The organism is Bacillota bacterium, assembly GCA_012839765.1.
In the GTDB taxonomy this organism is placed as follows: Bacteria; Bacillota; Limnochordia; order DUMW01; family DUMW01; genus DUMW01.
Map to the genome: position 1 here is coordinate 35,355 of DUMW01000007.1, position 16,457 is coordinate 51,811.

A 16,457-nucleotide genomic window follows, 5' to 3' on the forward strand; every position below is an offset into this window, starting at 1 on the left:
ATCCTTGGTGCACGCAAGGTTACTAAAGGAGGCATGGATATGTTACCACGGGAACGGGTACATGCGGCGCTCCGGCACGAGAGGACCGATCGCATTCCCTTTGAGTTGGGATTTGTACCAGCGGTCCTACAAGAGTTCAAGAAGCGGACCGGCGCCACGTCGCCCGAGGAGTATTTTCAATTGGACATGCGCACAGCCCACCTAGGTCCCAGCAACCAGGTGCACGATTACCAGAAATACTATTCCGAAGACATCAGCGGACTGTGGCTAGACGAGTTCGGGGTAGCCCATCGTCCGGGGGGATATTATCATTTCACAAAGATGCTCCATCCCTTGGCCGGTGCCCAGGATCCTGCGGAAATATTGGCTTATCCCTTCCCCGATAGCGACGCACCCTACCGGATGGCCCACCTGGAAGCCCAGGTGCAGGACTACCACCGGCGGGACCTTTTTGTCAGCGCCTTTGTGGGCCACATCTTTGAGACTGCCTGGTACTTGCGGGGCATGGAAAACCTCCTCATGGACTTTTACCTAAACCAAGACCTTGCTTCGGCCCTGTTGGACCGAATTACGGAGCTCAATGCTTCCCTCGCCCGGGGGTTTGCCCAGGCCGGGGTGGACATGGTCCGTTTAGGGGACGACGTGGGTTCCCAAAGGGCACTGTTGATGAGCCAGGAAACTTGGCGAAAGTGGCTAAAACCACGGATGGCCAAGGTGATCGCCGCGGCAAAGGAGGTCAACAGAGAAGTACATATCTGGTATCACAGCGACGGCGTTATCGGGCCCATTCTCGATGATTTGGTGGAAATAGGGGTCAATGTGCTAAATCCCGTACAACCGGAGTGCATGGATCCCTTGGACCTTCGGCGTCGTTACGGTAAGAAGCTAGCTTTCTGGGGAACGGTGGGTACCCAGACCATTATGCCCTTTGGTACCCCGGAGGAAGTCTTTGCCTACGTCACGGACCGGATCCGCACCCTTGGAAAGGAAGGCGGCCTTGTGCTAGCGCCCACCCACGTGTTGGAACCCGATGTGCCCTGGGAGAACATCACCGCCTTTGTGGCCGCGGCAAGGCAGGAGGTACGAAAAGTAGTCTAGGGTGGAAGGGAGCAACCGGCTTGGTGGCTCCCTTGCTTGAATCAATAGGTGACCGCATACTCGGCCACTTCGTCCACCGGCAGAACCTCACCATCATTGGCCGCGGACTCTACCATCTTCAGCACTGTCAAGGTATCCCCAAATTCCAGTTCCGGGGTCACCGCGATGGGTTCCTCGTGGTTCATGGCCTTATGGAAGTTGAGCAGTTCTCGGTAAAAGCCCTGTTCAGGCTGGTAGGGAATCTGTTCCTGGGAACCGTCGTTGTACGCGATATTGATCGTTCCCGCATCCTTCTCCTCCAGATAGATCATGCCCTCGGTACCGAAGATCCGCAGTCCGATCAAAGGTCGCTGCATCTCCATGCCCGCGCAATAGAAGGAAAAGTGACCGGTAACACCACTGTAGAACTGGAAATTGGCGTTGATCACCAAGAAGGGAGACCAATCCTCCTGGCAGGGCACACCGAAGGCCTGGACCTGCTTGATGGCACCGAAGATATGGCGAAGGGCGCCGATATCATGTACCGCCGTATCGGTGATCACACCCCCCGGATAGACGGGATGTTGCCGCCATTCCTTAGCGGCAAACTGGTTCCCGAGCATATCCTGGGGCATGTTTACCACCCGGTTTTGGAGGAAATAGACCACGTCACCCACCCGTTTTTCCCGGACAAAATCCCGCAGAAGGTCTGTCTCGGCATCATAGCGGTAGTTTTCCGCGATCATGATGGGCACCCCATAACGACGGGGCAACTCCCGGGCCGCCTCAATCTCTTCGAGGTTGCTACCTAAGGGCTTTTCACAGATGATCCCCCGGTGGGAATGGGCCACCATCTCCGCGACTTCCTGGGTGATCCGGAAATTAAGGGGAATGGGGACGATGATGTCAATTACGTCCAAGTCTTCTTCGCTGATCATCTTTCGATAATCGTCATAGATGTGTGCCTCGGAGATCCCAAGCTTTTCACCCCAAGCCCGGGCTTTGTTGAACTCCAAATCCGCCAGGGCCACCAGTTCATACTCCTGGGATAGCCTTTGGAAGGCGGGCAAGTGCAGCCGTTCAAAGGCCATCCCCGTACCGATAATGCCAACCCGCAAGCGTTTCATCGGATCCCTCCTCCAAAATATAAACAGCTACTTTATTATCCTTCCCGGCGAAAGGCAAATATTCGGGACACCGTTGGACCTTTGGGAAGAAGATGGCAGAGCCCAAATTGGCACCCACAGACCCGGCAGACGCCAATCCCGGGAAGGATAGGAACAGACAGGGGAGAAATAGCAGAGTCCTACAAGAAAACAAAATTGTACAAATGGGTATATTTACTTTTACTTTCGCCCATGATATAATGCAAGAGCTCAAGTCCACAGAACAGGGACATAACGTTATTTACCCCTCCTCCTATGGTTTGTTGCTCGGGGAAATAAGTTAGCTCCTTCTGTGTTGAGCAATAAACCTTTGTGAGGAGATACCCTAAATGTACCAAGACAAGACCCTATCATGTCGCGACTGTGGAAAAGACTTTACCTTTACTGCATCGGAGCAGGCCTTCTATGCGGAGAAGGGGTTCGAAAACGAACCGAGCCGTTGTCCCGAGTGTCGTGCAGCAAGAAAACAACAGCGTAATGGCAACCAGAGATCCACTGCCCAAACGGGGCAGCGGGCCATGTACCGAGCGGTTTGTTCCGACTGTGGGCAAGAAACCCAAGTGCCCTTTCAACCCAGCGGGGACCGGCCGGTGTATTGTCGGGATTGTTTTTCACAGAAGCGTAGCAGATATTAATTAGCGGTAGCCGAGACTCCTTTGCCCCTAGGGGTAAAGGAGTTTTTTCATGTCTAGCCCAAGGACTTTTCATCTCTTAGGGGGTGGTGGGTATCGACCCACGTAAGATACTCGTAGATGCCGATGCCTGTCCCCGCTCGGTGTTAAAGATTTTACAACAGATAAGCAGCGAATTCCATCTGCCACTGTTCACCGTATCGTCATTCAATCATGACATCGACAACCCCTTGCACATCACCGTGGGCAACGGACCCGACGAGGCAGATCTGGCCATCGTGAACCGGGTGGCGCCGGAAGACATCGTGGTTACCCAAGACTGGGGCCTGGCCGCCCTGGTCCTAGGACGTAAGGGCCGGGTCCTCAACTTCTTCGGCAGGGAATATACGGCCCAAAGGATCGACTTCCTGCTGGATGAACGTTTCCAAAAGGCAAAATTCCGACGCAGCGGCGGCCGCACCAAGGGGCCGGCGGCCCGAACCAGGGAAGATGACCTGGCCTTCGAGCGGGGGCTCCGCCGGATCCTAGAGGAAGGAAGACCGGGGCTACGGGCATGAAATTTCCTCCTCGGGCAGGGTTCACGGGGGGTCCTGACGAAAGAGTAAAAAGTATCCACACCGAACTAGGATCCCAGGATTAGATGCAGCATCGGTGGGGACAAGCTATGGATGTAGCGTAGTGATGAAGCGGAGGACGATTCCAGTATGAAAGCAGTAATTCTCGCTGCAGGCAAGGGAACGCGTCTGCAGGGGTTAACTAAGGATCGCCCCAAGGCCCTGATGGATGTGGGGGGGATCACCGCCATCGAACACATCATCCAGGGATTAAAAGGGGCGGACATTGATCAATTGATCGTGGTAATCGGCTACCACGGTGAGATGATCCAGGAACTGCTGAAAGATGGCAGCAAGCTGGGTGTAAGCATAGAATATGTAGAGCAGAAGGTCTTAAACGGAACGGGTTCCGCCCTGCATCTAACTAAGGATGTGGTGGGCCCATCACCCTTCGTGATGACCTATGGTGACATCATCATCTCCCCGGGGAATTATCGGGACATGAGAAGCCTTTGGGAACAAATCGAGGCCGACGGACTCTTGGCCGTAAATTGGGTGGAAGACCCCTACGCGGGTGCTGCGGTATATTTCGACGAAAACAAGCGAGTAACGAAGATCATTGAGAAACCCCCACAGGGGACCTCCACTACCAACTGGAACAATGCGGGCCTGTTTGTCTTCTCACCGATTATCTTCACCTACACGGGCCGTCTTACCCCTTCAGTACGAGGCGAGTACGAGCTTTCTAGCGCCATCGCCCAAATGCTTGCAGAACAGCGCAAGTTATATGCCTATCCTTTAGAAGGACACTGGGGGGATATCGGAACCGTGGAGGAGCTGGAACGGATCCAGACCCTCATGCGGGAGAAAGAATAAATCGAAAACAAATCTCTTACAAGGGAGGTTGGGCCGCCACCACTAAGTAAGAGGCCCTGATGCTTTATGAAAGAAGACAGTCTTTTACAAGCCTTTAGCGCCCATTTTCCACAGCAGTATCCCTATGGTAAAACGAAGGCACCGGGTCGCGTCAATTTGATTGGTGAACATACGGACTACAATGGACTACCAGTGTTACCGATGGCTATCTGCCGGTCGATTCGCACCGTCTTTGCCCCCAGGGAGGACAGCAAGGTAGTACTGCGCAACCTGGACCCCCATTTCCCCGAACGGGAATTCGACATAAAGCCGGATATTGAACCGTATCCCACGGGGGATTGGGGCAACTACGCCAAAGCCGCGGTCTGGAAGCTGGTTAATACGGTTTTAGAAAAGGAACCCCGTTTCAAATTCCGGGGCATGTCCGTCCTGGTTCACGGTGACATCCCTAAGGCCGCGGGTCTGAGTTCTTCTTCGGCCCTGGTGGTCTCCATCGGCTTGGCCTTCAGCGCAGCCAACGACCTTGGATTCTCTCCAGAGGAGATGGCCAAACTAATGGCCTCGGCGGAAAGATATGTGGGCACCGCCGGGGGAGGGATGGACCAGACCATCTGTCTTTTGGCCCAAGAAAATTGTGCCTTGAAGATTGAGTTCTTCCCTGACCTGGCCACGCAACCGGTCTCGATACCGGAGGATTATCACGTGGTGGTCTTTAACAGTCTGGTTACAGCCCCCAAAACCGAAAGGGTACGCCTGCTGTTCAACATGCGGGCCAAAGAGAGTGAACTGGCCACCCGGATCGTCTCCCGCCACCTTGTGGGGGTTGAGCTTGGTAACTTAGGTGAGTTGATCCTTCGGTATGGGAATGGTCCCGAAGAGCTTTTATCGCAAGCTCAGCGCATTCTACAGGGTCAGTGGACACCGGCAAGGGTGGCCCAGGAATTGGAGCTCTCCCTGGCAGCTTTTACCGAACAACACATGCGTACCGGCGGGCGAGAAGACCTGCTGGATGTGCCAGACTCGGGATTTGCCCTCTGGCCGCGATTCCGCCATGCCCTCACCGAAGGACATCGGGTGCGGCAAGCCTTCGCTTATCTCAAAGCAGGTGATGCGGAACGCTTCGGTGATCTGATGAACGCCTCCCACCAGTCCTGTGCCGTGGATTATGGGATCAGCTGTGCTGAACTGGATCAGCTGGTCACCTTGGCCCGGCAGCATGGGGCCCAGGGAGCGCGGCTGACCGGAGCCGGCTTTGGCGGCTGTGCGGTGGCCTTGGTGGAGAAAAAACGCGTCGAGCCCTTGATTGAGGCGATGACCAGGGAATACTATGGGAAGTATATCCGCGAAGAACGGCCCGAGCTTTACACGAAGCTACAGCGCAACGGAAACCAGGAAGTCATCCTACACACCCAGCCCCAGGCAGGGGCCTCCTGGGAGATCCTGGCGGCAGAGCAGGTGGTGGCCGCAGCCGCGGATGATACTCTGTGATCTTCCAGCCAAAATACCACGTATCCAGGAGGGATCAGCATGGCTAACGGGGATATCGGGATTGTGGGTCTGGCGGTGATGGGGCAGAATCTGGCCCTCAACTTCGCCGATCACGGTTACAGGGTCAGTGTGTACAATCGCAGCGCAGACCGCACCCGTTCTTTTCTAGAGCAAAACCCTACGGAGAGTATCAACGCTTTCTATTCTCTGTCCGATTTCGTCGCCTCCCTCGTGCGGCCACGGCGGATCCTATTGATGGTCAGCGCAGCTGCTGTGGACCCGGTGCTTTTGGATCTCTTAGAACTGGTGGAACCGGGGGATCTCATCATGGATGGGGGGAATTCGTTCTTTGAGGATACCATCCGCAGAGAGGCCCTCTGCCGGGAAAAGGGAGTCCAGTATCTTGGAGTAGGCATTTCCGGAGGAGAGATGGGCGCCCGCCATGGTCCAAGCCTGATGCCCGGCGGGGATCCGAAGGCCTACCACCTAGTGGAAGACCTCCTTACAGACATTGCCGCCAAGGCCGCGGACGGCTCACCCTGTTGTGCCTACCTCGGCCCCGGCGGGACAGGTCATTTTGTCAAGATGGTACATAACGGCATTGAATATGCCCTCATGCAAGCCATCGCGGAGTGTTACGCCCTCATGCGCCATCATCTGGGCATGGGAGTGGAGGAGATCGCCAACGTCTTCGACCAGTGGAACCAGGGAGAACTGGGAGCCTATTTAATCGAGATCACGGTCCACATTCTGCGCCGTGTCGATGCGACCCTTCAGCGCCCCTTAGTGGATGTGGTCCTCGATGCCGCGGAGCAAAAGGGCACAGGCATGTGGACCGTGGGCCAATCCCTTGACTTAGGTGTGCCCACACCTACCCTGGCCGAAGCCCTCTATGCCCGATACCTGTCTGCATTGCACCTGGAAAGGCAGGAAGCCGCAAAGCAACTGCAGGGCCCCGCCCCGGTGGAACCGGCCAATAGGGAAAATACCATTAGGAACCTCAGGGAAGCTCTCTATGCCGCCATGATCTGTATCTACGCCCAAGGCTTTGCTTTACTCAGACAAGCCTCCCGGGATTTCGGCTGGGAACTGGATTTAGAAACGGTGGCCAAGATCTGGCGCAATGGATGTATTATTCGGGCAAAGCTCTTGGCTCCTATTGCCCAAAGCTTTGCCCAAGAACCCAATCTCAAGAATCTCCTGTTGGCAGAACCCTTCCGGGCAGCCTTAGCCAGGGCCCAAGCTTCGTGGCGCAGTTGTGTGTGTCTCGGAATAACCTCGGGAATCGCCATCCCCGCCCTCGGATCCGCCTTGGCCTACTATGACGGGTATCGGACTCACCGGTCCAGCGCAAGCCTCATCCAACTGCAGCGGGACTACTTCGGCTCCCACACCTACCGCCGAATCGACAAACCCGGGTACTTTCATACCGACTGGTCCCGTGAGGAGGAGGTATAGGGATGTTTTTCGCTAAGAGGAATGTCACCCCGGAACCCAGCACACTGGTGATCTTCGGCGGCACCGGCGATCTGGCCTGCCGGAAGCTTTATCCCGCCCTTTATAACCTCTATCGAGTGAAGCGTCTACCCCCCGGCACCCAGGTGGTAGGCGTGGGTCGACGGGAGTACGACCGGCAAGCCTTTCAAGACTACGTGGCCGGCTGCATCCAGGAGCATTCTCGAAAGAAACCCCATGCCCTGGAAGTGGACTTTCTACGTCTATTCCATTACCAAGCCCTGGATCTTGCCAAGTCGGATACCTTCGCCTCCCTGGAAGCTTTCCTTGCGAAGCTTACGGGCAGCCAGCAAAAGCAACACATCTTTTACATGGCGGTCCCTCCGGAGGTTTTCGCTCCCACCGTACGGAAACTGGCAGCGGCGGGTCTAGCAAAGGACAGCCGTGTGGTGCTGGAAAAACCCTTCGGCTGGGACTTGGCTTCGGCCCGCGCTTTGCAACAGGAACTGGCCGCGGTGTTCCCCGAGTCGGCCATTTTTCGGCTGGATCACTACTTGGGGAAGGAAATGCTGCAAAACATCATGATGATCCGCATGGCCAATACAGTCTTTGAACCCCTTTGGAACAAGGATCATGTGGCCAGCATTCAACTTCAGGTGAACGAATCGGTGGGGATCGGTCAACGGGGCCGCTACTATGAACAGGCGGGGGCCCTGCGGGATATGGTCCAAAACCACTTGATGCAGGTGTTGGCCTTCACCGCTATGGAGCCGCCCCGGGATTTTTCTGCGGATGCCCTGCGGGATGAGAAGGTCCGGGTGATCAAGGCCCTGCGACCCCTGACGGAGGAGACCATTGCCACCCAAGTGGTGCGGGGACAATACGGTCCGGGGACGATCCATGGGGAAACGGTAGTCGGTTACCGGCAGGAACCCTATGTAAGCCCGGACTCTCAGCGGGAAACCTTCGTGGCCATGAAGCTATACATCGATAATCCCCGGTGGCAGGGGGTACCCTTTTACCTCCGTACCGGAAAACGCCTGCCGCAACGCTCAGCCCAAGTGGTGGTGGAGTTCAAGAAAAACTCCAACCTCTCGTTTCTAGGGGATTTGGCCCCCAATTTGTTAGTAATCAAAATCCAACCAGAGGAGGGGGTCGCATTCCAGTTCAACGTGAAGGAACCGGACACAGAGTTCAACCTGCGGCCGGTGCTGATGTCCTTCTGCCAAAACTGCGACTACCCCGAAAACTCCCCAGAAGCCTATGAGCGTCTGCTCCATGACATCCTGGTGGGGGATGCGACCCTCTTTACCCGCTGGGACGAGGTTGAGGCCACATGGGAGTACGTACAGAGTATCTTAGAAGCTTGGGAAAGGGATACTTCCGAGATTCCCCAGTACCCCGCAGGTACCTGGGGACCGGAGGAAGCCCAGCAACTACTAGCACAGGATGGAAAGGTATGGTGGGTTGACTGTGAAGATCGCCTACGATGTTTCCATGACAATTGAACCCAAAATGCCAGTCTACAAAAACCGGGAACAACTGCGCCCCCAGTTTATTACCATTGCTAGCCACCGCAAGCAGGGTATCCACCAGACCCGGGTGTCCCTGGATTTACACACGGGAACCCACTTGGATGCTCCCTTCCATATGCTAGCCGACGGGAGCACCATCGAAGCCTATTCCCTGGAAGAACTAATCGTCCCTTGCCAGGTCTACGATCTTACCCACGTAAAGGACCACATCAGTGCAGAGGAACTGAAGGGGTTGCCCTTCACACCGGGACTATTTGCCCTGTTCAAGACGCAAAACTCCCTGGTTGACAATCCAGGGGAGGATTTCATCTATGTAGATGTCACCGCCGCCCAGTTCCTGGTGGAAAGACAAGTATCCGGAGTTGGCATCGACTCTTTGGGAATCGAGCGGGATCAGCCGGATCATTTGACCCACCGAACCCTCTTTCGAGCGGGGATCAAGATTCTGGAGGGACTTCGCCTGGGACACGTACCCCCGGGGAATTACACTCTGCTCATCGCCCCGTTGAAGTTGACAGGGGTGGAGTCGGCACCGGTGCGGGCCCTTTTGTTGGAGGAGTAATAACAGCTGGAAAAACCCGAACCCCTCCCAGCACATGTCCTTGGAAGAACCGCAAGGAGGTAACCCAGTCAAGTAGGGGGTAGGTCTCCGCAGATCTTACCTGCATCTCAGAACCAGATTTCGATTGCAGCAGGGGAGAGTATCCATGACCAAGACAGTCCGCTGGGTCCTTCTGGGATGTCTTTTGTTGCCCTTGGCACGATGCTATGAAGTCAATGTTTACTGGTTCTCGGTGAGGCAGGACCAGTTAGGGTAGGGGCAATGGTAAGGACCGATCAAATCCTTGCGGGAAAAGAGGCTAGGTTCATGGTCTGGCAGCTCAGGTTCTTTTTCCCCCATATGACATACACAGAAGAAGGATAAACACGTACTATGGGATCCTGTCCACGACCACCAAACCCAGCGATACTTCCCGCCCAACTGTTTTCCTTCCAGACCCAAGGGGACAATTCCTTTACCTTTACGGCCGTCGTGCCCGAAGTGTTTGGACGATTTCTACAGATAGCTTTCGGTTTTCCTGGGCAGAAAAATCGACACGGTCAACACTTCCGCCGTTAATGACCGTGTGACGGTCTGAAATGGCCCTTACCCCCTGTTGGGCAGAACGGGCATATACCCAGTAGATGAACGAAGACTGGTCATTCATGACCGGTTAGCAAGCCGTTGATAGACCCGGGGACTGATCCCCGTCTCCGCCTTAAAGGCTCGACTGAAGACCTGTACCGACGAATAACCGAGGCGGTGGGCGATCTCTTTCACCGACAGATGTTCCAACTCCAAAAGGGTGCGGGCCCGCCGCATCTTCAAAGACCGGTGATACTGAATCGGCGTGATTTGCAGTTCCTGTTTAAACAGCCGGATTAGGTCAAACTTGCTCACCTGAAACTCCTTGGCTAGCAGATCAAGGGTGATGTTTTCTTCCACATGCTGTTCCAGGAACGTCTTCACGTGTTCAATCATTTCCTGGGTACTGCTGGGATCACCCTTGGACCGTTCCGCTAAACTGCACAAATGTGCGATGAGGGCGAGGAGCTTGCTGTTACAAAGGAACATATTGCCGAAAGAAGGGCGCATCCAGAGGTCAATAATCTGTTCCACCCGGGACTGCACATAACTGGGGTCCGGCAAAGAGAGCACCAGTCCTCCATCCACTAAAGGCAGGGTATAATCCTGTCTCTCCCCACCTTGCATTTGCCAGCATTCAAAATAGAGCATGGAGACAGCCATCCCAGAAGTGGTGGATAACTGATGGGGAGTGTCCGGCGGAAGATAAAGGATGTCTCCGGATTGAAAACTTGTGGTGGTTCCATCCCTTGCTTCCACCATCCCTTCACCATCCAGGACATAAGCCAGGATGTGCTTGGCCGTGGTGGACCGCCGCATCTGCCAATCCGCAGGATAAGTTATCACCAAGGCGTCCCGGATGACCACCAAAAGCTCCACAGGATACCACTCCGGGGTCACCACATGTTCCGTAAGACGGGAAACCAGGGTATTCAAATAGCGGCCCCGATCCACATCGATGGCCATCTGCACCGGCCAACCATCCATCGCCCGATAGAGCACCCCGTAGTTGGCGCCCGGTTCTGTCTTTACCCGAACACGGACCGGCTCCAAGGTCACAACCGAAGGATCGCAAAGATACATCACCGTGAGCGGGTCATACATGATGGGGGGTGTGTTCCCCATCGCCTTAGCCCAGTGTTGGTACAGGGTCATGAGAAAGCTGGTGCCCGCCAAGCCAGAGTTGAACAGTATTCCCCGTTGGGCCTGGGTTAGGATACAACCCAGGGTCACTTCCCGACCGATCAACACAATGGGAATTCCCGAGGAGAGGACAACCTCTGCAGCCTTTGGATCTTGGCTGATGTTCCATTCCGGTAGTCGTTGGGTCACCCAGCCGCCCATGAGCACCACCTGACGAAAGGACGTGACCCGATCGGGGTAGCGACGGAGAAAATCTGCAAGATTTGTTAAGGGTCCGTTGGCCACGTAGACGATGCCCCGGCGTTGGGCTGTGACCTTTTCCAGCCACTCGAGGGCGGAGAGGGGACTAGCCTCCCCTAGGGGCACTTTGGGGATAGCCTCTTCCATCTGGGTGAAGGTATCGCACTCCGCCGGGGGTTCCCCCTGGTAGCGGGGCGATAGCCCAATGCTAACGGGGACGTGGAGCTCACCGTAGGCACCCAGCAAGCGCCGGGCAATTAGAGCCCGGGCCCGGGGGAGATAAAAGGTGGTGGTAACGCCCAACAGTTCAATCTCCGGAGAATTCACCGCCAGAGCAATGGCGAAGGCATCGTCAATGTTGTCCCCGATTTCTGTGTCGATAACAACCGGAACTCTCAAAGGATCACCCCGCGCAATATATGCTAACAGCGTGCCAATCCAAGCCAAAGGGGAGTGGGCTGAGAAAAATGAAATATTTAGTGTATTAACACTATAACACGAATGCTTTCAGGAGGTAAGTACACAGTGACCTCTGTTCACAAGATCCTGATTGATACGGACATCGGCAACGACATCGATGACGCCTATGCTTTGGCCTTTGCCCTCATCCATCCCCAACTGGAAGTACTGGGGATATCCACCGTGGATCATCATGTAGAACTCCGGGCTCGGCTTGCCCAGACCATCGTAAAGACCACCGGAAAAGACATTCCCGTCACAATCGGTGCCGAAGGCTCACCTACGAAAACAAGAACACCTCATCTGACGACCCAACTGGCTTGGGCCGCGGAACACCTATCCACCGCGACTACATATCCTTTGTCTTCCTGGGAGTATTTCAACCAGGTGGCCCGGGAACACCCCGGCGAGATCACCCTCGTCTGTCTCGGACAGCTGACTAACGTGGCCATCGCCTTAGACCTATATCCTTCCCTCAAGGAAAACCTCAAGGGACTGGCCATCATGGGTGGAGAGACGGTGTATTTCCGCCGTGAACACAACTTCGCCAATGACTACCTGGCCGCGGACCGGGTGATCAGCTCCGGGATAGAGACCTTCCTGGCCACCTGGAGTGTGAGCAAACAACTGACTTTAGACGAGATAACCCGTCAACGATTCAAAGCTAAAGGGGGCCCCATGTTGGAACTGTTGCTTACCCTCCAGGACGTATGGGGATATCAACCGGTGCTTTACGACCTTTCGCCCTTACTTTGGTTGATTGAGCCCGGTATCTTCCAAACGGTGCCCATGCACCTGCGGGTGGAAAGTGTGGGAATGTTTACCCGGGGCTGCCTGATAAGTCTAGAAAAACATGCGACAGGATTACCCATCGATGAGTGCGTTCCCTATGGTTTCAGTTACCAAGAATCCCCGGAAGTGTGGGTAAGTCAAGACATGAACGTTGCGCAAGCCAAGGAAGTTTTCGTCCAAACCCTGTTGGGCTAGGGGAGGTGGGCTTACCGGCAAAGGAAAGCATCGCACATAAGGCTCGAAGAATAACAAAAACAGAGAAAGGAGTGGCAAAGATGCAAAAGCGGTTTACTGTTCTGGTCCTTTGTCTGCTAGTGGGATTGTTGGTCAACTCAGTGGCATCGGCGAAGACTGTTGTCACCGTGTGGGCCTGGAGCGATGTCCTAGGAGAATTCATTGCGCGCAAGGCCGAGGAATTCAATCAAATGCAGGATGAGATCGAGATCATTGTTGAGCAGCACCCCTTCGACGGGTACTTGGACAAACTGCAAATGGCCCAGGTCAGTGGGGTGGCCCCGGAGATTTTGCGGGGTGGTTTTGAAGGCTTGATTTCCCCTTACCCCGACGATTTCTACGCCCCCAGTCTGGTGGAACACATGAAGAGTCAACAGTTACCCTTCTTTGAGGATTTCATCGCCGAAGACGGGAAGGTCTATGCCTATCCCTTCAGTCTGTGGACCACGCCCCTTTGGTACAATCGGGTTCTGTTTGCCGAAGCCGGCCTGGGAGATCAGGATGTGCCCAAAACCTGGGACGAACTGATCCAAGTGGCGAAGAAATTGACAAAAGTAGGGGCGGACAATCAGGTGGTCCAGTATGGATTTGTCACGGAACCTACCGATTTTCTCCAAGTCTGGTTGCCCCAAGCCGCCCCCGACTATTACCACACCGGTGACCGGCAGGCCACTTTGGTGGGCACGGGGGCCGTTGATGCCTACCGCTTCTTCCTGGATCTAATAGAAAACCAACTCATCCCCTGGCCCGTTACCGAATGGTGTGGTACCAAGTTCCTCAACCAGACCGCGGCGATGATCATGGTGGGTAGCTGGTTCTACGGTACAGCCCAACAGGCCACCTTTGATTGGGCTATCGCACCCCAGCCCCGGCCCACCCTGGATGCACCTTACGGTGCCACCTGTATTGCCTCGGACTGGCGGTTTGGCTACGGTATCGACGAAGGGTTGAAACAGGCCGGGGCCGAATTTCTCCGTTACGTGTACAGTGAGCCCAATTCGGTGGAATGTGCCTTATCCACCGGTCTGCTGCCGGTCCGACTGGAGTATTACCAAGCACCAGAGCTGGCGGAAAACCACTTCTTCCAAGTCTGTGCCCAAATACTTCCCCATTCCACGTACAAGTTGGATGGAACCGTATGGGACACCGTCTGGAATGCGTTAAGCGGTGCCACCAACACCGCTCTGTGGGAACTGATGCATCCCACCCAGGCGGTAACGTTGATGGAAAAGCAGGTCAATACCGCCTTGACCGACTACTACCGCTAAACCTTGCCGGGTCCCCCTTTTCCGGGGGACCCACCTTGGGAGGTGTCCCTATGGCCCGAAGGGTCCTATTGGCCTTCTTAATTCCCATCCTGTTGTTGGGTACTGGTAGGGAGGTATGCGGGAGAATGGTAAGTGTTTATCCCCAGGAAACCGACGAAGTCTTTTCTAATCCTCTCATGGGCTGGTGGTATATTGATAACGCCATTCCAGGACACATGGACGCCGGTCGTTCGTTACCCTATATCAAGAACGGCACCTCTTGGGAGCTGGTGGACCATGTGGCCATCTTGTCCGCCTGGGGGGCCATCGAGGTGGAACCGGGTCGCTTCGATTGGAGCCTCATCGACGAGGCGGTAGAGTTTTGGACAAGCCAAGGCAAGCGTATCCACTTCCGAATCTCCACGGATCCCATGATCATGCCCCATGTAGGTTTTGTCATTGGTGCCCCCCAGTGGCTGTATGACCTCGGGGTCCCTTACAAGGTGAAGGACGGAGCGGGGTGGGGGAAAGAAGCGGAATGTGCCTACCCCGACTATACCCATCCTCTGTATGTCACCCATTTGAAGAGATTCTTGGCAGAATTTTCCGGGCGGTTCAAGGACCATCCGGCGGTGGAACTGGTACAGCTGATGGGATATGGGGCATGGGGGGAGTGGCACAGTGGGTATGATTACCCCACCCTGGAAAAACGCCTTGAAGCCCTGCAGATCATCATCGACGCCTGGTCCGAAGCCTGGGCGGGAAGTAATGTAATCCTGGTGCTCTCCAACTCCTACGAATGGCAAGAGGAGCTGACCCCCTATGGCATCTCCATCAATCACTGGCCTAAGCCTAGCTATGAAGAATATGTACGGGCCTCCGCCTTCGACTACGCCTATTACCAAGTGGAAAACATCGCACTAAATCGCAACGGCCTATCCAGCTACGTACATGATCCCTATGACGGTCGACTGATGCTGGAATTCTTTGACCGCACACGTAAACCCATCTCCGGGGAAATCGCCGGTTCTTTGGGTTTGTATCAAAACCTTCACGACGGCTACAATCCCCGCCGGGCCATCGATGAGGCCCTAAACTACCACGTCAATTACCTGATGACCCTGGGATGGGATATTACCGCCTTCAATCTTGCGAAAAACCCCAACGTGGATTCGGCCCTATACTTTTACAACCAGGAATACAACCGGCTCATTCCCTATGGCCTACGGTGGATGGGTTATCGTTTGGTGCTCACCCAAGCCCACTTCCCCGGGGTAGCGGCGCCGGGCGAAACCTTTACCCTCATACATGCTTGGGAAAACCGGGCCGTGGGCAGGCTGTATAGGAAATATCCCTTGGGTGTCTACCTGCTTCGGGATAATGAACTAGTCTTTTCGGCTATAGATGAAAGCTTCGACCCGACATATATCGTAAGCGGAAGCACCTATGAATACCAAACCCAAATCACCCTGCCCGAGGATCTTCCCACCGGCGAATATGATCTTTACATCGCCCTAGTGGATGAGCACCAGCAGCCCGCGATTCGGCTCCCCATAGAAGGGCACGATGGTCAGAACCGCTATCTTTTAGGAAGAATACAAGTCAAGGAAGAGGTTCCCTTACCAAGTCTTGCCAATCCCACAAGGCACCTTCTGTTCACAGAGGATTTTGAGTCTGGAAAACCAGCAGACTCCGGTCTGCGCGTCATCAGTGGGGAAGTGGAGGCTACTGGGCACAGTCCCCTCACCGGTCAATATACCTTTACGGGAAGCTCCACCGGACCCAGGGGAGACCTACTAGTTGCCGGTGCCAAGTCCCTGGGCCTAAAGGCCAATGGCACCTATGTGATCAGCTTCGACTATCGTGCCCTTGCGAACCAAGCAAGCTTTCCCGATAACTTTCCCGCATACTACTTCCTTGCCCGCAGCCGCCAAGGTGGCCTTGGGGGACTGCGCGCCTATCAGACTTGGCAGGATCAACCGGAACTTCCTTGGGCCCGCAAAACCATCCTGCTGACCTTGGGTCCCTATGATGACTACGAGTTGGTCTGGGGAGCTGACCCGCCAGGGATCCTCTCCATCGACAACCTGCGGATCGAGGAAGTGGACCCGGCCATAGTGGTACTCCATGAAGGGTTCGACGGAGCAATCCACCCGGGACTAGTTCTTCACGACCAGGCCCACATTGAGACCCGGAACGCCGTTGTTGGCAGTGGTTCCCTAGCCATGGCACAAGACTTCGGGCAATTACCGATGGCGATGCAGTGGGGTTTTCTGGAAGACGATTGTCACTATCTTTCCACGGACCGAGTGAGTCAAGCATAAGTGGGGGAGAGCTCCCTCTCCAATATTTGGAAGTCAGAAACTGCTACCCTCGGTCAGCAGTCTGTTGAAGAAGTTCGACATCCCCCCGGAAGAAGTCCTGCCTGCGTAA

The 16,457-nt window shown here is 55.1% G+C and carries 13 protein-coding genes; 11 read left to right on the plus strand and 2 right to left on the minus strand.

Going from position 1 to position 16,457, the window contains the following annotated elements; translation table 11 throughout:
- Nucleotides 1–39 precede the first annotated feature (39 nt).
- Entirely contained in the window at nt 40–1,098 is a 1,059-nt protein-coding gene (locus GXX57_00465) for a hypothetical protein (protein HHV43126.1), read from the plus strand.
- Between the two features lie 41 nt (nt 1,099–1,139).
- On the opposite strand, the gene GXX57_00470 is transcribed toward GXX57_00465, so the two are convergent.
- Nucleotides 1,140–2,204, minus strand: a complete 1,065-nt coding sequence (locus GXX57_00470) for a Gfo/Idh/MocA family oxidoreductase (GenBank protein ID HHV43127.1) — start codon at nt 2,202–2,204, stop codon at nt 1,140–1,142.
- Nucleotides 2,205–2,572: 368 nt separating this feature from the next.
- Here GXX57_00470 and GXX57_00475 point away from each other — a divergent pair, with 368 nt between their 5' ends.
- The 7 genes from GXX57_00475 (at nt 2,573) to GXX57_00505 (ending at nt 9,345) form a co-directional block, all read left to right on the plus strand.
- Nucleotides 2,573–2,878 carry a zinc-binding protein gene (locus tag GXX57_00475; GenBank protein ID HHV43128.1) on the plus strand — a complete coding sequence of 102 codons (306 nt, stop codon included), beginning with the start codon at nt 2,573–2,575 and terminating at the stop codon, nt 2,876–2,878.
- A gap of 92 nt (nt 2,879–2,970) precedes the next feature.
- On the plus strand, nt 2,971–3,432 hold the full coding sequence (locus tag GXX57_00480; GenBank protein HHV43129.1) for a DUF188 domain-containing protein: 462 nt from the start codon (nt 2,971–2,973) through the stop codon (nt 3,430–3,432).
- Nucleotides 3,433–3,579: 147 nt separating this feature from the next.
- Nucleotides 3,580–4,305, plus strand: coding sequence for a nucleotidyltransferase family protein (locus GXX57_00485; GenBank protein ID HHV43130.1), 726 nt, complete (start codon nt 3,580–3,582; stop codon nt 4,303–4,305).
- Between the two features lie 66 nt (nt 4,306–4,371).
- On the plus strand, nt 4,372–5,793 hold the full coding sequence (gene galK / locus GXX57_00490; GenBank protein ID HHV43131.1) for a galactokinase: 1,422 nt from the start codon (nt 4,372–4,374) through the stop codon (nt 5,791–5,793).
- A gap of 39 nt (nt 5,794–5,832) precedes the next feature.
- On the plus strand, nt 5,833–7,251 hold the full coding sequence (gene gndA / locus GXX57_00495; GenBank protein ID HHV43132.1) for an NADP-dependent phosphogluconate dehydrogenase: 1,419 nt from the start codon (nt 5,833–5,835) through the stop codon (nt 7,249–7,251).
- Between the two features lie 2 nt (nt 7,252–7,253).
- Complete coding sequence (locus GXX57_00500) at nt 7,254–8,756, plus strand: glucose-6-phosphate dehydrogenase (GenBank protein ID HHV43133.1); 1,503 nt, start codon at nt 7,254–7,256, stop codon at nt 8,754–8,756.
- The gene (locus GXX57_00505) at nt 8,722–9,345 is read left to right on the plus strand and encodes a cyclase family protein (protein HHV43134.1); all 624 of its coding nucleotides are present in this window, start codon (nt 8,722–8,724) and stop codon (nt 9,343–9,345) included. The genes GXX57_00500 and GXX57_00505 overlap by 35 nt, the downstream gene beginning before the upstream one ends.
- A 642-nt stretch (nt 9,346–9,987) precedes the next feature.
- Here the strand turns inward: GXX57_00505 and GXX57_00510 are convergent.
- Nucleotides 9,988–11,691, minus strand: coding sequence for a helix-turn-helix domain-containing protein (locus GXX57_00510; GenBank protein ID HHV43135.1), 1,704 nt, complete (start codon nt 11,689–11,691; stop codon nt 9,988–9,990).
- Between the two features lie 126 nt (nt 11,692–11,817).
- On the opposite strand from GXX57_00510, the gene GXX57_00515 reads away from it, so the two are divergent.
- The 3 genes from GXX57_00515 (at nt 11,818) to GXX57_00525 (ending at nt 16,348) form a co-directional block, all read left to right on the plus strand.
- Nucleotides 11,818–12,738 (plus strand): nucleoside hydrolase, encoded by a 921-nt coding sequence (locus GXX57_00515; GenBank protein ID HHV43136.1) that lies wholly within the window; start codon nt 11,818–11,820, stop codon nt 12,736–12,738.
- Between the two features lie 80 nt (nt 12,739–12,818).
- Nucleotides 12,819–14,045, plus strand: coding sequence for an extracellular solute-binding protein (locus GXX57_00520; GenBank protein ID HHV43137.1), 1,227 nt, complete (start codon nt 12,819–12,821; stop codon nt 14,043–14,045).
- A 50-nt stretch (nt 14,046–14,095) separates the two neighbouring features.
- Entirely contained in the window at nt 14,096–16,348 is a 2,253-nt protein-coding gene (locus tag GXX57_00525; protein HHV43138.1) for a DUF4832 domain-containing protein, read from the plus strand.
- Nucleotides 16,349–16,457: the final 109 nt, after the last annotated feature.

Bases quoted from the DNA above. Each gene is read 5' to 3' on its own strand.
- GXX57_00465 (HHV43126.1), top strand. From the start codon at position 40: ATGTTACCACGGGAACGGGTACATGCGGCGCTCCGGCACGAGAGGACC.
- GXX57_00470 (HHV43127.1), bottom strand. From the start codon at position 2,204: ATGAAACGCTTGCGGGTTGGCATTATCGGTACGGGGATGGCCTTTGAA.
- GXX57_00475 (HHV43128.1), top strand. From the start codon at position 2,573: ATGTACCAAGACAAGACCCTATCATGTCGCGACTGTGGAAAAGACTTT.
- GXX57_00485 (HHV43130.1), top strand. From the start codon at position 3,580: ATGAAAGCAGTAATTCTCGCTGCAGGCAAGGGAACGCGTCTGCAGGGG.
- galK (HHV43131.1), top strand. From the start codon at position 4,372: ATGAAAGAAGACAGTCTTTTACAAGCCTTTAGCGCCCATTTTCCACAG.
- gndA (HHV43132.1), top strand. From the start codon at position 5,833: ATGGCTAACGGGGATATCGGGATTGTGGGTCTGGCGGTGATGGGGCAG.
- GXX57_00500 (HHV43133.1), top strand. From the start codon at position 7,254: ATGTTTTTCGCTAAGAGGAATGTCACCCCGGAACCCAGCACACTGGTG.
- GXX57_00520 (HHV43137.1), top strand. From the start codon at position 12,819: ATGCAAAAGCGGTTTACTGTTCTGGTCCTTTGTCTGCTAGTGGGATTG.
- GXX57_00525 (HHV43138.1), top strand. From the start codon at position 14,096: ATGGCCCGAAGGGTCCTATTGGCCTTCTTAATTCCCATCCTGTTGTTG.